The sequence below is a fragment of the Chelativorans sp. J32 genome (assembly GCF_000518985.1).
Lineage (GTDB): Bacteria > Pseudomonadota > Alphaproteobacteria > Rhizobiales > Rhizobiaceae > Chelativorans.
Genome location: NZ_JAEQ01000001.1, coordinates 409,372 through 430,647 on the forward strand (window position 1 = coordinate 409,372; position 21,276 = coordinate 430,647).

A 21,276-nucleotide genomic window follows, 5' to 3' on the forward strand; every position below is an offset into this window, starting at 1 on the left:
GCGTCCATCACCGCGTTACGGGCAAAATGCCACGTGCGCAAGCGTACGGGATGTTACCGTTGATATCACTGGCGAACGGGCGGATCGCCCGGGGTTTTCACCGTCGTCAGTCCTGGAACTGCCGGGCCAGGTGGGTCGTGTCGAGCTTTCCGTCCTTCCAGGAAAACCGGCCGAGACACGAGCTTTCCGTCTCGGTTGTTTCGCATTCGCTGTTACTCACCCACACATTAAGCACGGCCTTGCCGTCGCTCTGCGAGAGGAAAGGCGCACCACCCATAATCTCGATGGGCTCTGCGTACTTGTTTCCCGACAGAGCAAGGGAAATCTGGCAACCGCCATTGGAGCAGTAGGTGGTCTGAGCGGCGCTGCACTGCATATTCTCCGGATTGAAAACGAAATCCTGGATGCCGTCACCATCCACGTCGCCGGTCATGATCATGGGCATGTCATACCCTGCCGCCAGCTTACCATCGATGTCGCTGCACATCTGCCGGTAGCCGTTGACGATCGTTTGAACGGGTGCAGGCAAATTCTTGTCCGACCACTGCAGCTCAGCAGAACCAGCTTGCGGCGCGAGGGAGACAGACAAAAGCGAGAGCCCGAGAAGCAGGGAGGATCGTGTCATTTCGTTGCCTTTTCAAAATGCAGCCGGCCCGAAGCCTACAAACATTTGGAAAAGGAGGCGTTACGAAGAAAAGACGAATTGAGGTGACGTGATCTTTTCCTCGGGCTCAATACCATCGGAACCGTCTTCTTCTGCCGGTTTGTTCAGCCATGGCAGCACAAGCGAGATCGACCATGGTGACCGCCAAGATGGAGGCAAAGGACGCGGTCGCCTGCCCGCTGCGCGCGTTGCTGCCGCGGAGACTGGGGGCAAGCGTCAGGAGGTCAAGGACATCACCGGCCACCCGGAGCCAAACCCATCGGGCTGGCCTTGGAGAACTCAGAATCACCACGCCAGAGAGGATCTCCCGCAAACCGTAGATGACCATGACCGATTTCGGGGCGGATACCCCGGAAAGCCGCTTGAGCGGCCCGGGCGCCACAATTTCGGAGACGCCGAGCGCGATCGAGAACCATCCGAGGCCATAGGCAAGCCTGTCGTTTGAAGCTGACTTTCTCATAGTCCTCACCTTTGCAATCACCCTCGAATGGTCAGAACACGCGGTTGTTCCACGGCAATGTTCACCATCGCCGCCGCAGACGCGGCGGGCGGACAGAAGGGACGCGGGTGCGTTTCCGGCGCTCCGTGGGGCGAGACGGGAACCGTCGCTTTGGAACGTTGTGCAAGGAAGGTCCAGGGCCTGCAAAAAACTCTTCATGTGAGGGTCGGATGCGCTGGACAGACCGATTTCTCATGCTATAACCCACGCGCTTTCGGCGGCGCGCCAACCCCGCCTTCGGTCTTGCATATCCGATGCGAGGCACGGAAAGCCCAGGTAGCTCAGTTGGTAGAGCAGCGGACTGAAAATCCGCGTGTCGGTGGTTCGATTCCGCCCCTGGGCACCATCAATTTCAATAAAATCAATGCTTCAGCGGGTAATATACCGGTGTCAGGCCCTCATTTCATGTCGCGCATTGTTGCAAAGCCGGTTCCTTGATTTCCAGGGGCTTTCATCCATAAGGCAGCAATGAGGTTTTCGTAGCTCGCGTTTCAGGTGGTAGCCGGGCCGGTCCTCAAGGTCGGATGAAAGATCTTGTCCGCGTAGACGCAGTTGCTTCGACGGATTGATCAGCGTGGCTGATAGCCGCCGCGGTGGGGCCACGGTTTTCCGACCAAGCTTTCTGCGCGTCCACGATCTCGCCGATCGTGATGTTTGGTGAGCGGCTTCGCAAGCTTGTGCTGCTCAAGGGCATAGATCACGTCATACTCGATCCTTTCGCCCGACCAGTCTTGCGATTGAAATCAAACAGGATCGCCGCTCCGGCGGGGACGGCGCAGGTAAAGAAATTTCCGCTCGTAATGATTTAAGTGTTTCAAATTCATGGGTATCACAGGCTGCAATTGGTGATCGATTCGCTATCAACTCGTTTCTAAACAAGGGGTGGAGGGAATATGACGCCTGAGGAGCTGCAATCCCGCCTGAACGATATAAAGTGCCGGCCTTACGAAATCGATTAGGTCGCGGAGTTAGAGCTCCTGATAGTGCCAGCCTCGAAGTTCTGAAACAACGAGCGTTCATATACTTTGAAATGGGACTGGACGGTCACGGGGTTCTTGATGTGGGCGCTTGGGATGGCTTTTATAGTTTCGAGGCTGAGCGCCGACGCGCATCTCGGGTTATGGCGGTTGATAAGTTCTGCTGGGACGGCGGGGGTGAGGTACAAAAGCTGCCTGTGGCTTAGCAAGGAAGCACTCGATTCGAACGTGGGGGACAGGCGCCTCGACATTGATGAACGAGAACCTAGGTCAGTTCGACATCGCTCTATTCAACAGCATTATATATCATATACTAGACCCCATGCAGGCGGTACTTAATATGGCGAGAATAGCCAAACACGTTCTCACAATTGAGACGCACATGGATTTAGCTGAGCCTTCGAAGCCCGCCATGGTGTTCTACCGTGGCGAAAAGGCCGCACCGGGCTTCCCTCAGAACGGCTGGGGCGTGAATTCCTAATGCATGCCGTTCTAAAAGATCAGGGCTCGAAACGATACTGGAATTGCCTACTCCTGATCTGAATGATCGGCGCAGCATATTCATAGCGTTCAAGCCGGGTCATCCATTTGAAACTTACGTCCAGTAGAAGATTGAATTCTCAAGACCGCGGTCAACCCCGCCTCTGTTTCTAAGACCCAGACGTCGCCCTACAATGAACCGGCGCATTCGGAGCCCCTACTCTGGGTTGGCGAGCCATAGGCAGCGCTATGGTGCGGCGCATCAAAGCATACGCAATAGCCTTTGTCGCGCCCAGATCCTTTGAAACCATTGACGCTTTAGCCCTCAGCTAAGCGTCCTCCCCGTTAACAAATCTCGCCGCGAGGCACTTAATTGGTCACTGGTGGGCCCTTTCAGGTGACCAAGGTGACGGGGCTTGCTCGGATTGTCGGAAGGTATTCGGCTAGAGAAAAAATTGCCTCAGCGTTCCAACGGCCATGCTTTCGACCTGCACCTTTACAATCTGCGCGCGGTACTCGCGCATGACTTGTTCCAAGCTCTTCCTGTCAGCCGCTCGCCACCGCCTTTATCACATCCAGGTATTCAGACGCCACGGTTCCCCAAGACCGCTCAGAAAGCTGCTCATACAATGGGCCCTGCAATCGCAGTAGCTCGTCACGGTTGTCGAGGCCCCAGACGATCTTGCGCAACATGTCCTCCTGATCGTGTGGAAGAAAGGTCATCCGGTCAAGGAGAGCGGGGTCATCAATCATTTCCGTGACGACTGGAATGCGGCTCATGACAGATGGAGTTCCGACCGAATAAGCCTCTGAGAATGTGAAGGGAAATCCGCCCTCGAACTGCGTTGGCGTGACGGAAAGTGCCGCAAGCTTATAAAGCGCTCCGAGAACACTGTTGGGTACCGAATGGAGGCTGAGTATATCGCGTTCAAGACCTTGCGAACGAATGAAGTCCTGGAGCCGCTTATTGCTGTGGATGTTTCCCGTAAGGATAAGCTTAAGCGGTCTGTAACGCTCACGCAGAAGCTTCTCATAGACCCGCGCCAAAGCCTCTACGTTCTTGTAAGGCCGGATCTGCGATGAGTAAAAAAGGAAATCCACGTCGTCAAATCGGAACCTATGAAGGTAATCAGGTAGCTTTCGTCTGCTCTTCTCAATGTACGCGTGGAGAACATCGAGAGCGTCCTGTCGACTGTATTCCTCAGCGGCCTTCATATCCACAATGCCATGCCGGATCACAGAAATGCGCTCTGGCGAAACCCCGTTCATTTGCACGAGATGCTTCTGTTTCACGTGCTCGCTGTAGCAAATAAGATGGTCCGCTGCGGCAAGGCTGCCGGAGATACGCTTAAGCGCACGCCTACCGCTTTCATCTCCGAACTGGACGGGAAACTCATAAAAAACGATGTCCGGAGCACCCATCACGACCTTGCCGCGAAGCTTCGCGACTTCGGGCCAAAACATTGATGGCACATACCAGACATTGATGTCTTTTTGCCGGTTCGCCAGCTTCACCAGGCGATGCAATTCTCTTTCTCGAATGCGTTCTGTAGGTTCAACGGCCATCACCACCTTAAATAAGGCTCTGTATGTCCGATTGATGAGGTGGCCGTAGCGCCGGAAGAAACGACGCCATGCCGCTCTTACCGCATAGAACACGCCCAAAAGCACCAGCAGGATTGCCGCAGGAATCGCTGCGACGATGGCCAGCAACGAAAACGCGGCTAAGCCCGCCACGAACACCACCGGATTTGCTGTCCCAAGCCAGTCTGAAACTACTTCAGTTGCCTTGCTGATAGCTCTCAGAGCAAGCCGTCGGCGTCGACGAGCCGTAGGCGGACGAAGGCGAAGTTTTCGGACTCCTTCATATATTTTCAGCGCTAGAGGTTCTCCTCGTGTAGTGACGATTTCGACGGACGAGCGAGGGATACCGGCGTCGTCCAGAATTTCGTTGATGCCGTCCTTGATCCATCCGGACCCGGCTATCATAATCCTAGTATCAGGTGACTTTAGCGCACCCTTCACAATGAACGTGATAAGCCGTGAGATTCCCTGATGAGGATCGAGCTGACGGGGACCATACCCAAGAAATATCCCCAGCTTCATTGTGCGGCGATCCCCTTGAGTAGGCCCCAGTATTCGAATGCGTGGTGTTCCCAAGAATGCTGGGAAAGAGATTCCCTATCGGGCAGGCCCTTGCGTAGTGCGGGTGTCTTCTCTTCCATGGCTTTTAGTGCACGGGCCATCTCATCAACAGAGCGGGCACTAAAGAACTCCATGGGATGGAGAAGCGTTCCCCAATGTATCGCATCTGCGGATAACCGCTGGAGAGTGAAGGACAACCGTACCATGCAGCTTCTGCGACGGCGAAAGTCCCATTGTCGTATATCGTAGGATGCCAAAGGAACTCGGCGTTGGCTAGCATTTGAGCGTAAAGGTCGTCGCTCAACTCACCCATGAACCTAGCACGATCCTTGAACACCGAGGAACGTGACACGAGCTTCCGCGTTTCCGCAATGTGATCAATTTCTGCAATCCAGCGCTCGATCTTCTGCAACGGATTTAGCCAGTGTGTGTTCGCCCCAGTCACCCGAACGTTTAGTTTCCCGTCAAATTTCCGATAGTAGGCGGCGAGTGCTTCGAAGGCCCGAATGTGATTCTTGTGTTGCGTTGGGTTGGTGGGCCAAACGAAATATGGCTGATCGTCCTCCAAGTCTTCCTTAAGAGCTTCCGGCATCCAGGTCGGATCAAAATCCATCGGCGCGAGATGTACTTTGGATGCAGGAACCCCCGCATAAGAGATTGCATCCATGCGGGTCTGAGGCGTCGTAACAACTACTGCCTTTGCCATGCGAGCCGCTGTTAGAAAGGGCATGTCCAACGGTGCCCCACCCATCACGCGGGAATATCTCGGGAACATAGCGCTGGATATAGTCAGTCGCGAAAACAACAAACGGTTTTACTGGCGCAAGAGGAAGTTCCAGACGGTCATATCCGCCAACTGGGATCTGATACTCTGCTGCGTAAAGGTCCGCGCGTTGACCTTGGATAAAAGCTATGTTCTCTGCTTTCTGTTTCTCAATTCTTTCCCATTCAAATTCACGGACTTCGATCTCGTCTCGTGCAGGTCGCGGAAGTCCGACTGTAAATCATATTTTCCTTGAATTACGGCTAGACGTACGCCGCAGTTATCGTCGGCCTCCGCGCTGCCCTTCTTGATCATTCTCGCAATCGTTTTGGCCACGCGAAGTGAGCCGCCACGATAAGCTATAGGTAGAATGACGGTGATGCGCTTCAGCAAAGACCCTGGTCCCATGTTCTGCCGGTGGCGGGTTATATCCCGCCCAATGCCAAGCCTCAACCATCATGCGATAGTTGCAGCACCGATGGCGCTCGCAGTTCGCGCCGTGCGTTCATTAAAATGGTGAGCCTTGAACTTCCCCGAGCAGCACCTATATCTCCGATATCGATCTTGCTGACCAAGTTTGTTATGGCGCGCCAAACGCGTTCGACGGCTTTCCCTCTCAATTTCGATTTATTGCCGGCCGCATCGTGCGGCGCGGAAACGATTTGAAAGGAAATCGTCATGACTACAGGAACCGTCAAGTGGTTCAACGCCACCAAGGGATTCGGTTTTATTCAACCTGACAGCGGCCAGCCGGATGTGTTCGTGCACATTTCAGCGGTCGAGCGGGCAGGCATGCGCAGCCTCGCTGAAGGCCAGAAGATCAATTTCGAAGTTGTTCGCGACCCGAAATCGGGCAAATCGGCAGCTGAGAATCTGCATGCCGCCTAAGCTTGGTCTCCGGCCTTTGACCACGGATGTACTGGCACTGGCCGTCGAGGCTGAGAAAAGGTCGGGTTCGCCCGGCCTTTTTGTTTTTCAAGTATGGAGCGAGCACTATGGTCACAAAGGACAACCTCTTCCGGAAGAAGGGGACGAGCGCGGAAAATAAAGCCGCCACGACCGACAAGGCCTTCCGTGAGATCATCGAGGCGGAGGCGCGCAGCAGGGAAGCCAAGACTGCGCGACTGCGGAATGCACGGCTTGAGCACGAGGCCCAGCAGGCTTCCATCGCGCCCGCAAATGAAAAGCCGAAACGTTCCAGCAAGGCGCGCGGCAGCTAGTCCAGCGCGTTTCGTACTTGAGTAAGCAACAGGCCGCATTCATGCGCGCGTCAGCTGATCTGTCGCGTAGCGGCGGGCGAGCATTGCGCCGATAATTATCTGGATCTGGTTGTAGAGCATGATCGGCAAAACGATCATGCCGAAGCCTGCCGATCCCGCAAAAAGGACCTGCGCCAGCGGCAGACCAGTTGCAAGGCTCTTCTTGGAACCGCAGAAGACGGCCGCAATCTCATCGCTCCGTGAAAAGCCCAGCTGGCGCGTGCCATAAATCGTAAAGGCGAAAACGGCGAGGAGCAGCGCCGTGCAGAGCGCTGCCGCCACGAGGATGGAGCCGACCGGCAATTCCTCCCACAACCCGGCCGTCACCGAGTGCGAGAACGCAGAATAGATGATGAGCACGATCACCGACTGATCGTACTGCTCCAGCCTTTGTTTGTGTCGCGAAAGCATGCCGCCTGCGTATCGATGAAGGGCCTGGCCGAGCGCGAAGGGCAGGAGAAGCTGGATGACGATATCCTTGAACGCGCTTTCAAGGTCGATGGGGGAGGACGTGCTGAGGAACAATGTCATCAGCAGCGGGGTGATGAGGAGGCCGAACACATTCGATCCGGCCGAATTGCATACGGCTGCAGGCACGTTTCCCTTGGCCATGGCGGTAAAGGCAATCGATGACGAAACAGCCGACGGCAGGACCGCCAGATAGATGAAGCCCAGCCGAAGATTGCCGGGCAGAACGCTTTCCGGCAGGAGGCCCAAGGGCTGGACGGCAAGCGGGAAGAGAATGAAGGTGGTCGCAAAAATAAAAAGATGGAGCTGCCATTGCTTTAGCCCGTCGAGTACCGAACGCGGCGAAAGAGCCGCCCCGTGAAGGAAGAAGAGAAGGCTGACGGCGAAGGTTCCGGCTCCATCGATGATGCCGGCAAACGCGCCTGTCGCAGGAAGAAAAGTGGCCACGACCACTGCCGCCAACATCAGCCCGAGAAACGGATCGAGACGCAATTTCATGGAATGGATAGCCTCCGGCAATGTGGTTGTGGCCAGCGTCATCGCCGACCCGATCAGCAGGCCGTTACAGCCATCTGACAATGGTCTACAAATTGGTCTGGATTTTCGTTTGCGCAGGTAGGAAACGATATGCCGGACAAGAGCCGGATGCGAGTGGATGAGGCCGTTCTGGCACTCAGGCGGTATCTCGATCAAAGCCGATTCGAGGCGCAGCAGCGGATCGATCCCGAGCGCCTTCTCGCCCTGCGGTTGGGCTGCAGCCGTGAGACCTTGCGTCGGGCGCTGGACATCCTGGAGCGAGAGGGCGTCATCTGGCGGCATCAGGGCAGGGGTACCTTTATTGGCCCCCGCCCGAAAGGCGAGGTCATTCCCCCGCTTTTGCTCTATGACATGGCGTCGCCGCTCGATCTCATGGAGGCGCGGCTTGTAATCGAGCCCGCTTTGGCGGCGGCAGCCGCGTTGTCGGCGGGGCCGGCGGATATCAAGCGCCTCGCCGAGCTTGCGAAGGATACTGGCAGGGTTCGCGACTGGCGGGAGTACGAAGCCGCAGACGATGCCTTTCACAGGGAGGTTGCAAATATTACCGGTAATCCGCTGCTTGCCGCAGTCTTTGGGACACTTGCTGCCGTCCGGGGTCGCATGCGCTGGCAGCGCCGCCACGATGCCGTCTTTCGCAGAGCAAAGCGGGAGGAATATGCCTCACAGCAAAGCGCCATGCATATGAGCATTGTGGAGGCGATCGCGGCCGGGGACGCGGAAACCGCGGGTGCGAAGATGGCCGCGCACCTTTCCATCATCAGGCAGTTGGTCCAAAGCGCAGAGCAGCGGGACTGAGGAGCGTTGGCATGCAATCCGCGGCTCGACAAGGAACTTCCCTCTATCGGGCCGTTGGATTCTTTTAGCGGAGCAATCTCGGCTAGCGGTCCTGCAGAGCCAGACGGACACCCAATGCACAGTAGATGCCGCCAACCACCTTGCCTTGCCACTTCAGCACGGCCGGGTTGCGGCGAAGGAAATTGCCGATTATCCCGGCCGAAAGGGCGTATACCACGGTGCTTAGGAAACCCAGCAGGACGAAGAGCAGGCCGAGAATAGTCAATTGGAGGGTGGCCGAACCATTTTCGGGCCGTAGGAATTGCGGCAGAAAAGCTAGGAAAAAGATCGCCGTTTTGGGATTGAGCAACTCGGCCGTGATTGCCTGCCGGAAGGCCTGCCGGGCATTGATGGGGAGTGCGGGGCTGGCGGTGAGACGAGGGGGTGTCTTGGCCAGGAGTGCTTTGAGGCCGAGATAAACCAGATAGGCGGCCCCCATATATTTGATGATGCTGAACAGTATCGCCGATGCAGCTATGATGGCGGAAATGCCCAGGATTGCCATGAGGCTGTGAACAACATCGCCGGCCGCAATCCCGGCCCCGGTCGCGATGCCCGCCCTCGTTCCCGAACTCATCGCCCGCGCGATCGTCAGAAGCGTTGCGGGACCGGGAATGAAAACAAAGCCAAGAACGATCGCGATATATGTCATCGCCGTTGTCGTGTCGATCATCTGCCAACTCCTAAGGCGTGTGAAGAGAAAGCATCTGTGGGACCGAAGCACAATGGTCAGGCGCACGTATTCAGCGTCCTTTCGCTCTCACTGAGGGCGTTGACGCACCTGATCCCTGTCAAGAGTGCCGGAATCAAACGAGTTCGACCGCAATAGCGGTCGCTTCGCCGCCACCAATGCAGAGCGATGCGATACCGCGCTTCAACCCGCGTGCCTTGAGCGCCGCGATCAGTGTGACGACGATGCGGGCCCCCGAGCAGCCGATCGGGTGCCCAAGAGCGCAGGCTCCGCCATTCACATTGACCTTCTCATGCGGCAGGTCGAGATCGCGCATGGCGGCCATGGCCACGACCGCGAAGGCCTCGTTGATCTCAAAAAGATCGACCTCCTGAATGACCCACCCTGTCTTCTCCAAAAGCTTGCGGGTGGCGGGGATTGGCGCGGTGGTGAACCATGCCGGCTCCTGTGCATGGCCCGCATGACCGCGGATGACGGCTTGAGGCGTGAGGCCGCGTTGTTCCGCGATGGACATGCGCGTGACGACGAGGGAGGCCGCTCCGTCCGAAATCGAGGAGGAATTTGCAGCAGTGACGGTGCCATCCCTGCGGAAGGCCGGCTTCAGGTGCGGGATCTTTTCCGGCTTTGCCCTACCGGGCTGCTCGTCCTGTGACATGCCGTCGATGGCGCTGATCTCTTCCGCGAATGCGCCGGTGGCGATAGCGCTGCGGGCACGCCGGAGCGATTCGAGCGCGTAGGCATCCTGCGCGTCGCGCGTGAACTGGTAATGCTCTGCGGTATCCTCTGCGAAAGTGCCCATGGCCCGGCCCCGGTCATACGCGTCCTCCAGGCCGTCCAGGAACATATGGTCGATGAGCTGCCCATGGCCGAGGCGGTAGCCGGCGCGGGCTTTGCCGAGCAGGTAAGGGGCATTCGACATGCTTTCCATACCGCCGGCGACAACGATATCGGCCGAGCCTGCCGAAACCGCATCCGCGGCAAGCATGATCGCCTTCATGCCCGATCCACACACCTTGTTGACAGTCGTGCAGGGGACCGAATCCGGCATCCCAGCGCCCAGGGCCGCCTGTCGGGCGGGTGCCTGGCCAAGGCCCGCCGGCAACACGCAGCCCATGAAGACTTCGTCGACAATGCCCGGCTCCATGCCGGATCGCGCGAGGCTTGCTCGAATGGTCGCCGCGCCGAGATCGGTGGCTGATAAGGACGCCAGATTCCCTTGAAACGCACCCATCGGCGTGCGAACGGCGCCTGCTATGACGATGGGATCGTGAGCCATGGTGATGATCCTGTGGTCGGTCATCATTCGTTACCATGAAGCTGCGCCTTTAGCAGCAGTCACGTCTGGCGGTCTCGGCAGCGCGAGCACATGCCCAACTATGTAAGGCGGCTTAGTATCGCCGTGATCCTGATCTCCGCCTTCTCGGCCGCCGCATGAAGCTCTTCCTCAGTGGATTTCCCGCTGACGCCGAGATGCACCAGGACGGCCTCGATGCCGAACCCGGAGCCACCAGCGACGTCATGCTCGAGGCTGTCGCCGATGGCGACGATCCTCTTCTTCAGCGGGAATCCGCAGAGGCGATGGGCATATTCATACATGGGCAGGTGGGGCTTCCCGACCCAAAGGACGTCGCCACCCAAGGATTCATAGAGCTTTGCGATGCTGCCGGCTGCCGGAGCAAGGCCTGTTGGGGTCAACATCTCGATATCCGGATTGGTGCAGATTGCCTGCACGCCGGCTTTCGCAGCCGGGCGCAGCATCTGCGCGTAACGATCGAGCCCGATCCGATCCGCCTGACTCCCCGAAATCACCACCAGATCGGCCTCGGCGGCTTGATGGACCTTGGTAAGTTCCAGGCGATCTGCGAGGTTGGTATCGTCGCCGCTCGAGATCGTGAAGCACCGGATAGCCGGGGAAACTGACAATTCCAGCGCGCCGGATTTCAGGATATCGACAGCCACGTCGCCCGACGTCACAAAATGGTCGAAGGAATCCGGAGGGAAACCGAGACGGACGAAACGTGCGGCATTATCTGCTCCGGACTTGCCGGAGTTCGACAGGATGATGATGGTCTTGCCGGCCGCTCGGAGCGCATGAAGGGTTTCCACCGCGCCCGGATAGGGTTTTGCGCCGTCATGCAGGGTGCCGAACTGGTCGATGAAAAAGACATCGTAGCGGGCGATGATCTCCTGCAGTTCCTTCGAGACGGTCATTGGGTGAGCGCCCTCAGCGCAAGCCTGGCGGTGCCGGCCGCCGCTTCGACGGAGCAAGCATCGAGGAAGGGGACGTTCAAGAGGCCCCGACGGATGCGGGTCCAAGCCGGGTTGGCGGCGCCCCCACCTACGCTCCTGATCGACTTCAAAGGCGGGGCTCCCAGTTCCGAGAGCCGTGCATATCCCTGTTTCTCGATCGCGGCGATACCCTCCAATATGCCCTGGAAGAAGAACGCATCGTCGGAAGGTCTGGGCTCGAGCCGCGGCGCAAGGTGCGGATCATTGATGGGAAAGCGTTCGCCGGCGCGCAGCAGCGGGTAATAATCCAAGCCCGTCGGGCGGTCAGGCTCGAGCCGCCCCGTGAGATCGGCAAGTTCATCGTCCGGGAAGTGCGCCCGGATGACAGCCCCACCCGTGTTGGACGCGCCGCCGGCTAGCCACATGCCGGCGATACGGTGGCTGTAGATGCCATAGGCCGGCGCATTGATCTCTCGATCGGAGAGCAGCTTGAGCACGAGCGTCGAGCCGAGCGCGGTAACCCCGTCGCCGATCTCGCACGCACCAGTGGCCAGGAAGGAGGCGCAGCCGTCTGTCGTGCCGCTGACGATAACCGTCGATGCAGGCAGGCCGAGAGCGCACGCACGCCCGCCGACCAGCCCGAGGAGGCGGCCGGCTGGCACCACGTCCGGCAAGATTCCGGGATCGAATCCCAATTCCGCGATCCAGTCAGGCCATCGCCCAGCGGAAAGATCGTAGCCGGTTTTCAGAGCATTGTTCTCGTCGCTTACCGCCCCCCCGCCTAGTTGCATGGTGATCCAATCGGCCTGATGCACCACGCGAGCCACTCCGGGCTGCCGCGCCAGGAAGGCTGCACGCGCAAGCGCGGAATGTTCCCCGAGCGCAGGACTGTCCTCGGGTGCGATCACTTCCAGCCGGGCGACAACCTCCCTGTCGGGGCAAACTGCGTTATACATCAGAGCCCGGCCGACCGGCGCATCGTTCTCATCCAGCGCCAACACCGTTCCGGACGTGCCGTCGACCGCGACAGCGGCAATGCCGTTCAGGGAGATTTCTCGCGAGAGATCGGCAAAGCAGGCTTCGACCCCGCGCCACCAGGCGAAGGGATCGTCCCGTCGCTCCGCACCTTCATAGCCGGAAGCGGCGACCGCGCAGGTGTGGCCTTCTGCATCGAGCGCCGCGATGCGAACACCGGACGTGCCGACATCGATTCCCAGAACGCACGGCTGCTTCGATTCGGAAACCATGGTCAGCTTCCCGCCCGGTCGAGCTTCTGCCGGTACTGCTCCGCCTCCCAGTGCGTCAGTTCATATTCCTGTGACGCATCGAGATAGTCGATCCCTGCCCGGGGCTCGATGCGCAGCGCCACCTCGGCCAGACACCGCGCCATGGCAAGTCCGCCAGGCGAGAGTTCCTTTGAGACGACCACGCCGCGGCCGGGAACAAGGATCATTTTGGGGTGCGGCCTACCGGCGCGTTGCGCGGCCTCCAGCAAACCATCCACTGCTTGCCCTTCTTCAAGAAGCCCGAGTTCGGTTCCAAGAAAAATGACGTGATCCGGATAGAGCGAGCCCATCCGTGCGATGCGGTTCGCATCCTTGTCTAGAGCGACTGCGTGGGTGGCTTGGTCTTCCGGCAGGCGATATTCGGAGCCTGCAGCGATACGGGAGAGATGCTCGATATCCGGTGCAGATGTGATTCTAGGCTCGATCGCAAGTGCGCGAGTGACCGTTTCGATCCTTTCGCTAACCTCGTCCACGGTTTTGCCGGCGATGATGATGCCGTGATTGCGCAGGATGAGCACATCTGGCCTCTCCTTCGCCACCGGCGCGATTTCGCGTGCAAGCGGCATCCCGGGTCGCCGATAGGGGATCATACCCCAGCGCAGATGAGGAAGGTGCTTCATCCGCTCCGCAACGACCACATCGGAGTCGGAGCGAACCGCATGGGCGATTGTGTTCACGCAATGAAAATGGGCAACGACGGTCTGCGGCATGACCGCATGAACGCTCGTTTCTATGGAGGGACGCAGCTTGCTTTCGTTCAGTTTTTCCACCACGAAGTAGGTGGCCTTGTCGGCGCGTATGTCATTGGCCTCAAGGGCAGCCAGCAGCGGCTCGACGGCAACCGGAACGAAGATTTCCCGCTCCTCAGCCTGCGCGAGCCAGGTGCCGGAGGCTTTCACCCACATCGTCCCATCGACCTTGATCGAGGTGTTGCCGCCTGCACCCTGCGTACGTGTGATATCCTTTCCCAGCCGCGCCGAAAGCTCCTTGAGCGCAGGCAGCGCCGTAACCTGGGGCACCGCATCCCTCCCGTTTTGACGGCATTGAAGGCGCGCGGCCTGCTTTCGGCCGCGCTGCGCATCAGTCCTACACAGGATGATCCAGCTTCGTCAACTGTGAGCAAAGTCGCTTGCATATATTGCGCAGCTTTGATTATATCCGCTCAAAAGGCATGAAGATGCCGGGGAGGAAGGAGATTGTGAGCGACTTCGATCGTCACAAGATCATCAAGGATCTGCTGAAAGAGCGCCCGTTCGCTTCGGTGCGCGACCTGCAGAAGGTGCTTGGCGTGTCCGCCGCAACCGTGCGGCGCGACATCGATAAGCTTCATGAAACCGGCATCGCTCAGAAGGTTTATGGCGGCGTTTCCGCCAAAGATGGATATGGTGCGGCGCCGCGCGCGTCGGCCCGGCCTTACGACGAGAACCGGGACATCGCGGTGGAAGCCAAGCAAGCCATCGCTCGAGTGGCTGAAGGGCTTGTGCGCGACGGGGATTCCATCATCGTTCATGCCGGCTCGACCTGCTATTATCTTGGCATGCGGCTCGCCCGTCGCAATCTGAAGATCTACACCAATTCCATGCCGCTAGCCGCCTATCTCGGCGAGCATGGCACCTGCCAACTGGTGATCGCGGGCGGCGAACTGCATCGCGAGCCCGGCATTATCCATGCCGTTCAGCCGCAGCAGCCTTCCTTCTTCGCCTCGAAATTTTTCCTGGGTACGCAGGGCATCAGCGAAGAGGGGATGCTGGAGTCGCATCCGCTCCTGGTCCGGGCGATCAGCGCGCTGAGCGAATGCGCCGATGAGATCGTTGTCCTCGCCGACAGCCGCAAGTTCACGCTGCGGCCTCGCAACGCTGTTCTTCCGCTTTCGCGCGTTAGCACGCTGGTGACAGACGAGGGAATCTCCGACAAGAATGCCAAAATGATCGAAGATGCCGGCATCACGCTGATGATCGCTCGGCCCGCGGGGGAGCAGGCATGAGCGCGCCGCTTGCCGTCTTCGATCTCGGCAAGACGAACTCCAAGCTGTTCGTCTTCTCTCCCTCGGGCGAGATCCTCGGGCAGGCAAGGCGCGCGCCGGAATGGCGCGACCATAATGGAATGAGGGTTCTCGACGTCCGGGCGCTGGAAGCCTGGATGCGCGAAGCCCTGGCCTTGGCCGTGGAGAAGCACGGCGTGGATAGCGTCATGTTCTCCTGCCATGGCTGCACCTTCGCGCTAACTGCGGGTGACGCGTTGACCCATCCGATCCTCGATTACGAGCAGGAGCCGCCGGAGAACGTCGCAGACGAGATCGATGGGCTCATCCCGGATTTCTCCGAGACCTATTCGCCGCGGCTGCCGCTCGGCTTAAATTTCGGTCGCCACATTCTATGGCTTGAAAAGGTCGCTCCCGAGGCGGCGGCAGGTGCCCGGCATATTCTAGGCTACCCGCAATTCTGGAGTTGGCGCTTTTCCGGCGTGCCGGTCTCGGAGGTTTCCTATCTCGGCTGCCATTCCCATCTCTGGGCGCCGCTCAAGAAGGATTTCTCCTCGCTTGTCGACAGGCGTGGCTGGCGGGAAAAGATGCCGCCCTTGGCACGGGCGGGAGCGGCGCTCGGCGAGACCGAACTGACGCTTCCCTCGGGAAAACGCTGCGCGATAGTAGTTCACAACGGCGTGCACGATTCGAACGCGGCGCTTCATTGCTACCGGGCGGCGGGCCACAGTTCCTTCACACTCGTTTCCAGCGGCACCTGGGTCATCATCTTCAACACGGATTGCCCGCTCTCCGCCCTTGATGAGCGGCGCGACATGCTCGCCAATGTGAGCGTGGACGGCGCGCCGATGCCGACGATCCGTTTCATGGGCGGGCGCGAGTTCGACGTGATCCGGGATGGCGCTCCTCCCAAAGTAGGGCTGGAGGATCTTCAGGCCGTCATCGATAAAGGAGCCGTCGCGCTGCCGAGTTTCGCCGCCGGCGGCCCGGTGCCCGGTGTTGGAGGCGAGATCGTCGGTCCCGTCGGCTCCGATGCCGAGCGCGCCGCGCTCGCACTGCTCTATGTCGTGTTGATGACGGACTATTCTCTCGACCTCATCGGCTCGCGAAACACGATCATCGTCGATGGAGGGCTGGTGAAGACCGGCATCTATGTCGAAGCGCTCGCGCAGCTTCGCCCGGGGCAAAGCCTGCTTGCAAGCGACAATCCCGAAGGCTCCGCGGTGGGCGCGGCTATCCTCGCCTTCGAAGCCAAAGGAATAAAGCCGAAGGCAGTCGATTGCACCAAGGCAAAGCCGACGAGCCTTCGCGGCCTCGAAGACTACCGCGCCCGCTGGCGCGAGATGGTTGAGAAGAGGCGAAAGGAGCAAAAAGGGCCCGCAAGCCAAACCGCGGGAGCCGTATCATGATGCCCGCGGCAGCCCCCCAAGACGAAAGCGCGCCCATTCTGGAGATGCGCAACATCAGCAAGACCTTCGGGGCCATCTATGCCCTGAAAAACGTCTCTCTGACCGTTTGGCCCGGCGAACTGCATGCGCTGATGGGTGAGAACGGCGCAGGCAAGTCCACGCTGATGAAGGTTCTTTCCGGCGCCTATGTAGCCGATCCCGGCGGCGAAGTTCTCGTCGGCGGCAAGCCGATGGTAACGGGCAATCCCAAGGTCGCTCGCGCGAACGGGATCGCCGTCATCTATCAGGAACTCTCGCTCTCGCCCAATCTGACCGTTGCTCAGAATATCTTTCTCGGCAACGAACCCTCGCGTTTCGGGCTGGTCGATCGCCGTGCGATGGTGAGGGCCGCGCAGCCGATCCTGGAGCGGCTGGGGGTGCACTTCTCCCCGACGACACAGGTGGGCACCCTCTCGCTCGGCGAGCGCCAGCTCGTCGAGATCGCTCGCGCGCTGAGCGCGGATGCGCGCATCATCGTCATGGACGAGCCGACGACATCGCTTACCACGCGCGAGACGGAAAAGCTCTTCGAGGTGATCCGGAACCTCAAGAAGGAGCGGATCGCCATCATCTATATCAGCCACCGGATGGAGGAGATTTACCGGCTCGCCGATCGCTGCAGCGTGCTACGCGACGGTTCCTATGTGGGCACGCTGGAGCGGAAAGAGCTTTCCGCTTCCCGGCTTGTGTCGATGATGGTGGGCCGCGATCTTTCCTCCTTCTACAAGAAGGAACACTACACGCCCAAAAGCGGCGAGGTGATCCTGTCGGTGCGCAATCTGGGCGATGGCGTCCGAGTCCACGACTGCTCTTTTGACGTCTATCGCGGCGAGGTCCTGGGAATCGCTGGATTGGTGGGCTCCGGACGTACGGAGCTTGCGCGGCTCATCTTCGGCGCGGACAAGCGCACCTCCGGCACCGTGATGCTCAACGGAAAAGAGCTCGCGATCGGTTCACCGCGCGAGGCGCTGGACCAGGGCATCGCGTATCTTACAGAAGATCGTAAGGCGCTCGGCCTCTTCCTCGACATGTCCATCACCGAAAACGTCAATATCAGCGTGATCGAGAAAGATGCGCGGCCGGCCGGTCTCATCGATTTCAGGACAGGTGCGCGCCGGGCCGCGAAGGCCGTTGAAGCGCTCTCCATCCGCGCCCAGAGCGTGTCGATCAACACCGGCTCGCTTTCGGGCGGAAACCAGCAGAAGGTGTTGCTCGCCCGCCTTCTCGAAACCGCGCCGAAAGTGATCATCCTGGACGAGCCGACGCGCGGGGTGGATGTCGGCGCGAAATCCGAAATCTACCGCCTGATCGATCAGCTCGCCCGACAGGGCATCGCCATCATCATCATCTCCAGCGAGCTGCCGGAGATCATCGGCGTGGCCGACCGAGCACTCGTCATGCGCGAAGGAAGGATCGCCGGCGAGGTGACCGCCAGCGCGAAGGAGCCGATCGATCAGGAGGCCGTGATGGCCCTGTCGACCGGAGCTGCCAATGCCGAAGCAAACGCCCCGGCGGCATAAGCATCAAGGACCGAGGAAACGCGATGACCGACGCCGTTGCCCAGACAGAGAGAGACCGCCAGATCAAACTCCGCGTCATGATCACGGCGCTCGGCATGTTGCCCGTGCTCGTGCTGCTGGTGATCGGCTTCCAGATGCTGACCGGCAGGTTCCTCACCTTCAACAATCTCTCGATCGTCATGCAGCAGGCGGCGATCAACATCGTGCTTGCCGCCGGCATGACCTTCGTCATCCTGACGGGAGGCATCGATCTTTCCGTTGGCTCGATCCTCGCCGCTTCCGCCATGGTGGCCGTCATCGTCTCCCTGGTGCCGGATTGGGGCATGCTCGGTATTCTGGCCGCCCTGGGCATGGGCCTTGCCTGCGGCCTCGCGAACGGCGTGCTCATTGCCTATCTGAAGCTGCCGCCTTTCATCGTCACATTGGGGTCGCTTACTGCAGTGCGCGGTCTGGCGCGGCTTTTGGGAGGAGACACGACGGTCTTCAATCCGGCACTCCCCTTCGCCTTCATCGGCAACGGCACGGTTTTCGGCGTGCCTTGGCTTGCCATCATCGCCATCGCCGTCGTGCTCATCTCCTGGTTCATCCTGCGGCGCACCGTGCTCGGCACCTGGATCTATGCCGTGGGCGGCAATATGGAGGCGGCAAGGCTGACGGGCATCAAGGTCTCGCTGGTGCTGCTCTTCGTCTATGCCATGTCCGGCCTTCTTTCCGGCTTGGGCGGGGCGATGTCGGCCGCGCGCCTCTTCGCCGCCAACGGCCTCCAGCTCGGCCAGGCTTATGAGCTCGATGCCATTGCTGCCGTGATCCTCGGAGGAACGAGCTTCGTCGGCGGCGTCGGCTCCATCTGGGGCACGCTGATCGGCGCGCTCATCATCGCCGTGCTCTCCAACGGGCTCATCCTCGTCGGGGTCTCGGACATCTGGCAGTACATCATCAAGGGATTGGTCATCATCGCAGCTGTCGCGCTCGACCGCTATCGGCTCCAGGGCGTCAGCAGAACCTGATCGATGATCGAGTCCGGTCTCGCACCGGAACAAGGGGCGCCTCGCGCCGTCATCATGGAGGAGAAAAGGAATGCGTTCCATGCGTATCGTGAGAAACCTGCTTTGCGGTGCGGCACTTGCCGCCGCCATGGCCGGCTCGGCCGCGGCAAAGGATCTGAACAGCATCGGCATCTCCGTCGGTCTGCTCGGCAACCCGTTCTTCGTGGCTACGATCAAGGGCATCGAGGACCGGGCCAAGGAGATCAACCCGAACGTAAAGATCACCTCGGTCTCCGCCGATTACGACCTCAACAAGCAGGTCTCGCAGATCGATAGCTTCATCGCCGCCGGCGTTGACATCATCATGCTGAACGCGGTCGACGTGAATGCCATCGCGCCGGCGGTCCAGAAGGCGAAGGACGCGGGCATCGTGGTCGCCGCCTTCGACGTGTCGGCTCCCGGGGCGGACGTGACGGTGATGACGAACAATGTGAAGGCCGGCGAGATCGCCTGCCAATATATCGTCGACCAGCTCGGCGGAAAGGGCAACGTCATCATCATCAACGGCCCGCAGTCATCCTCGATCGTCGACCGCGTCAAGGGCTGCAAGGCGGTCTTCGAAAAGAACCCGGACATCAATATCCTTTCGGACGACCAGAACGGCCAGGGCTCCCGCGAAGGCGGCCTTGATGTGATGCAGGGGCTGCTTACGCGCTTCGACGATGTCGACGCGGTCTTCGCGATCAACGATCCGACGGGCATCGGCGCGGAGCTTGCCGCCCGCCAACTCAACCGCACGGACTTCATCATCACCGCGGTGGATGGCGCGCCTGATATCGAGCAGGCTCTCAAGACCGGCAATTCCATGATCAAGGCGTCCGCCTCGCAGGATCCCTATGTCATGGCCGGCCAGGCGCTGGAGATGGGCTACAAGGTGCTGCAGGGCGAAAAGCCCGATCCGGATACCGTGCTCCTGGACCCGCAACTGATCACGGCGGACAACGTCAACGAGTACAAGGGCTGGACGGCGCCACGCTGATCAATCCTAAGCCATCGCGCAGCCGGTTCAGCCGGCTGCGCCCGCTCTTTCCGAAAGGTCATATGCGATGTCCAAGCTTGGCATTCACTCCTTCGTCTGGAGCGCCGGTTCCTCCCGGCAGGAGATCGAGACGGCGCTGACGCGCACCAAGGAAGCAGGCTTCGACCTGATCGAGCTTTCCTATCTGGACCCGAAGGTGGTCGATATCCCGTGGCTCGCGCGCCGGCTTGAAGAACTTGGGCTTGGCGTTGCGATCAGCATGGGGCTTCCGGTCGACGGCGATATTTCCAGCGCGGATCAGGACATCGCAGAGAACGGGGTCGCGATCCTCGATCGGGCGGTTGCGCTCACGCGTGATCTCGGTGGCACGAAGCTCGGCGGCATCCTGAGCTCGGCCCATGGTTATTCTCCGCAAGCTCCCACCAGGGCTGCTTGGGATCGCAGCGTCGCCAACCTCGCCAAGGTGGCGGACCGTGCCAAGTCGGCTGGCGTCACGCTCAACCTCGAAATCGTCAACCGCTTCGAGAGCAATCTTCTGAACACCGCAGCTCAGGGGCTGGCCTATATCGAGGACACCGGCGCCACCAATGTCTTCCTGCACCTCGACACGTTCCACATGAACATCGAGGAGGCCGATCCAGGCCTTGCCCTCCGAAATGCTGGCGACAAGGTGGGCTATGTTCACATCGGCGAGAGCCATCGCGGCTATCTCGGCACCGGCGGCATCGATTTTGCCGCCATCTTCGATGCCCTCGTCGCCATCGGCTATGACGACTATGTCACTTTCGAATCCTTCTCGTCGGAAATCGTAGACAAGGACCTGTCGCTGAAGACGGCGATCTGGCGCAATCTGTGGTCCGACAATGTGGATCTTGCCCGCCATGCTCGGACATTCATCTCCCTCGGCCTGGAGACGGCACGCCGCAAGGCAGAACTCGTTGGCAGCGCGCAGAAACCCGATTGAGGGTTCAAGCGTATACATGGTTATTGGCAGGCACCGTCGACTCGGCTAGGAGAGCGGTGCTGGAAAAGATTTCAGCGCAGTTATCGAAAAAACCGATTTTCCCATAACATAAATGCGGGGTGATCTGCCGGTCCGATCAAGGAGTGGCAGATGGTCAACGCGGGTAAGGCTCTTTTTTCCCCCTCGCGGAGCGCGAGCTTCGAGCAGTTTATTCTCGATAGCCGGGGCGATACGGATACGCTTATCCGATATTTGCAACTGCGCCGGCAAATGCTCTTGCGCGACTGTTCGCAAGCTTCCCTGCAACACGAAGATCCGGCGGATTTCCTCCGAGTCGTGGGAGTGATCGATGACGCTCTGCGACTGGTCGAGAGGATCAAGCAGACGGATCTTCATGCGGTGATGGAAGGCCTCCGCCACCAGCGGCAAGTGCGGGATCGCACGAGCGAGGCGCTTCAGAGAGCGCAAGCCTGAATGCGCCTGAAGCATCCAGAGCGGAGTGGTTG

Annotated in this window: 20 protein-coding genes and 1 tRNA gene; 11 read left to right on the forward strand and 10 right to left on the reverse strand. The window is 59.6% G+C overall.

Annotated features, from left to right (window positions below):
- Positions 1–106: 106 nt before the first annotated feature.
- Complete coding sequence (locus tag CHEJ32_RS0102005) at positions 107–625, reverse strand: hypothetical protein (protein ID WP_028032345.1); 519 nt, start codon at positions 623–625, stop codon at positions 107–109.
- Between the two features lie 106 nt (positions 626–731).
- A complete protein-coding gene (locus tag CHEJ32_RS23675; RefSeq protein WP_034657695.1) occupies positions 732–1,124 on the reverse strand; it encodes a hypothetical protein in 393 nt (130 codons plus the stop codon).
- A gap of 309 nt (positions 1,125–1,433) precedes the next feature.
- Between CHEJ32_RS23675 and CHEJ32_RS0102015 the strand changes: the two genes are divergently transcribed.
- Positions 1,434–1,509 (forward strand) — tRNA-Phe (locus CHEJ32_RS0102015).
- 1,657 nt (positions 1,510–3,166) lie between these two features.
- Here CHEJ32_RS0102015 and CHEJ32_RS0102035 read toward each other — a convergent pair.
- On the reverse strand, positions 3,167–4,726 hold the full coding sequence (locus CHEJ32_RS0102035) for a glycosyltransferase (RefSeq protein WP_034657697.1): 1,560 nt from the start codon (positions 4,724–4,726) through the stop codon (positions 3,167–3,169).
- Between the two features lie 124 nt (positions 4,727–4,850).
- On the reverse strand, positions 4,851–5,471 hold the full coding sequence (locus CHEJ32_RS26050; protein WP_156936568.1) for a hypothetical protein: 621 nt from the start codon (positions 5,469–5,471) through the stop codon (positions 4,851–4,853).
- A gap of 735 nt (positions 5,472–6,206) precedes the next feature.
- Here CHEJ32_RS26050 and CHEJ32_RS0102045 point away from each other — a divergent pair.
- Complete coding sequence (locus CHEJ32_RS0102045; RefSeq protein WP_028032349.1) at positions 6,207–6,416, forward strand: cold-shock protein; 210 nt, start codon at positions 6,207–6,209, stop codon at positions 6,414–6,416.
- A gap of 107 nt (positions 6,417–6,523) precedes the next feature.
- Positions 6,524–6,748 carry a hypothetical protein gene (locus CHEJ32_RS0102050; RefSeq protein ID WP_028032350.1) on the forward strand — a complete coding sequence of 75 codons (225 nt, stop codon included), beginning with the start codon at positions 6,524–6,526 and terminating at the stop codon, positions 6,746–6,748.
- A 39-nt stretch (positions 6,749–6,787) separates the two neighbouring features.
- Here the strand turns inward: CHEJ32_RS0102050 and CHEJ32_RS0102055 are convergent, their stop codons facing one another.
- Entirely contained in the window at positions 6,788–7,795 is a 1,008-nt protein-coding gene (locus CHEJ32_RS0102055) for a bile acid:sodium symporter family protein (protein ID WP_245260916.1), read from the reverse strand.
- Positions 7,796–7,882: 87 nt separating this feature from the next.
- Here CHEJ32_RS0102055 and CHEJ32_RS23690 point away from each other — a divergent pair, with 87 nt between their 5' ends.
- Positions 7,883–8,587 carry a FadR/GntR family transcriptional regulator gene (locus CHEJ32_RS23690; RefSeq protein ID WP_051469330.1) on the forward strand — a complete coding sequence of 235 codons (705 nt, stop codon included), beginning with the start codon at positions 7,883–7,885 and terminating at the stop codon, positions 8,585–8,587.
- A gap of 82 nt (positions 8,588–8,669) precedes the next feature.
- Here the strand turns inward: CHEJ32_RS23690 and CHEJ32_RS0102065 are convergent, their stop codons facing one another.
- The 5 genes from CHEJ32_RS0102065 to CHEJ32_RS0102085 all read right to left on the reverse strand — a co-directional run bounded on the left by CHEJ32_RS0102065 (position 8,670) and on the right by CHEJ32_RS0102085 (position 13,851).
- Positions 8,670–9,299: a LysE family translocator gene (locus tag CHEJ32_RS0102065; RefSeq protein WP_028032352.1), complete on the reverse strand. Its 630-nt coding sequence runs from the start codon at positions 9,297–9,299 to the stop codon at positions 8,670–8,672.
- Positions 9,300–9,432: 133 nt separating this feature from the next.
- Complete coding sequence (locus tag CHEJ32_RS0102070) at positions 9,433–10,617, reverse strand: acetyl-CoA C-acyltransferase (protein WP_305803852.1); 1,185 nt, start codon at positions 10,615–10,617, stop codon at positions 9,433–9,435.
- Between the two features lie 74 nt (positions 10,618–10,691).
- On the reverse strand, positions 10,692–11,528 hold the full coding sequence (locus CHEJ32_RS0102075) for a TIGR01459 family HAD-type hydrolase (protein ID WP_034657700.1): 837 nt from the start codon (positions 11,526–11,528) through the stop codon (positions 10,692–10,694).
- Positions 11,525–12,793 (reverse strand): FGGY-family carbohydrate kinase, encoded by a 1,269-nt coding sequence (locus CHEJ32_RS0102080; RefSeq protein WP_028032355.1) that lies wholly within the window; start codon positions 12,791–12,793, stop codon positions 11,525–11,527. Before CHEJ32_RS0102080 ends, CHEJ32_RS0102075 begins: the two co-directional genes overlap by 4 nt.
- A 2-nt stretch (positions 12,794–12,795) precedes the next feature.
- Positions 12,796–13,851 carry a class II aldolase/adducin family protein gene (locus CHEJ32_RS0102085; RefSeq protein ID WP_034657702.1) on the reverse strand — a complete coding sequence of 352 codons (1,056 nt, stop codon included), beginning with the start codon at positions 13,849–13,851 and terminating at the stop codon, positions 12,796–12,798.
- Positions 13,852–14,030: 179 nt separating this feature from the next.
- Here CHEJ32_RS0102085 and CHEJ32_RS0102090 point away from each other — a divergent pair, with 179 nt between their 5' ends.
- The 7 genes from CHEJ32_RS0102090 (at position 14,031) to CHEJ32_RS0102120 (ending at position 21,244) form a co-directional block, all read left to right on the forward strand.
- Complete coding sequence (locus CHEJ32_RS0102090) at positions 14,031–14,816, forward strand: DeoR/GlpR family DNA-binding transcription regulator (RefSeq protein ID WP_028032357.1); 786 nt, start codon at positions 14,031–14,033, stop codon at positions 14,814–14,816.
- Positions 14,813–16,222: an FGGY-family carbohydrate kinase gene (locus CHEJ32_RS23695; protein WP_034657704.1), complete on the forward strand. Its 1,410-nt coding sequence runs from the start codon at positions 14,813–14,815 to the stop codon at positions 16,220–16,222. The genes CHEJ32_RS0102090 and CHEJ32_RS23695 overlap by 4 nt, the downstream gene beginning before the upstream one ends.
- Positions 16,219–17,781, forward strand: a complete 1,563-nt coding sequence (locus tag CHEJ32_RS0102100) for a sugar ABC transporter ATP-binding protein (RefSeq protein WP_028032358.1) — start codon at positions 16,219–16,221, stop codon at positions 17,779–17,781. Before CHEJ32_RS23695 ends, CHEJ32_RS0102100 begins: the two co-directional genes overlap by 4 nt.
- A 23-nt stretch (positions 17,782–17,804) precedes the next feature.
- Positions 17,805–18,788, forward strand: coding sequence for a ribose ABC transporter permease (locus tag CHEJ32_RS0102105; RefSeq protein WP_028032359.1), 984 nt, complete (start codon positions 17,805–17,807; stop codon positions 18,786–18,788).
- 79 nt (positions 18,789–18,867) lie between these two features.
- Positions 18,868–19,806, forward strand: coding sequence for an ABC transporter substrate-binding protein (locus tag CHEJ32_RS0102110; protein WP_028032360.1), 939 nt, complete (start codon positions 18,868–18,870; stop codon positions 19,804–19,806).
- Positions 19,807–19,873: 67 nt separating this feature from the next.
- Entirely contained in the window at positions 19,874–20,770 is an 897-nt protein-coding gene (locus CHEJ32_RS0102115) for a sugar phosphate isomerase/epimerase (protein WP_028032361.1), read from the forward strand.
- A gap of 150 nt (positions 20,771–20,920) precedes the next feature.
- The gene (locus tag CHEJ32_RS0102120) at positions 20,921–21,244 is read left to right on the forward strand and encodes a hypothetical protein (RefSeq protein WP_028032362.1); all 324 of its coding nucleotides are present in this window, start codon (positions 20,921–20,923) and stop codon (positions 21,242–21,244) included.
- The last annotated feature ends 32 nt before the right edge of the window (positions 21,245–21,276 follow it).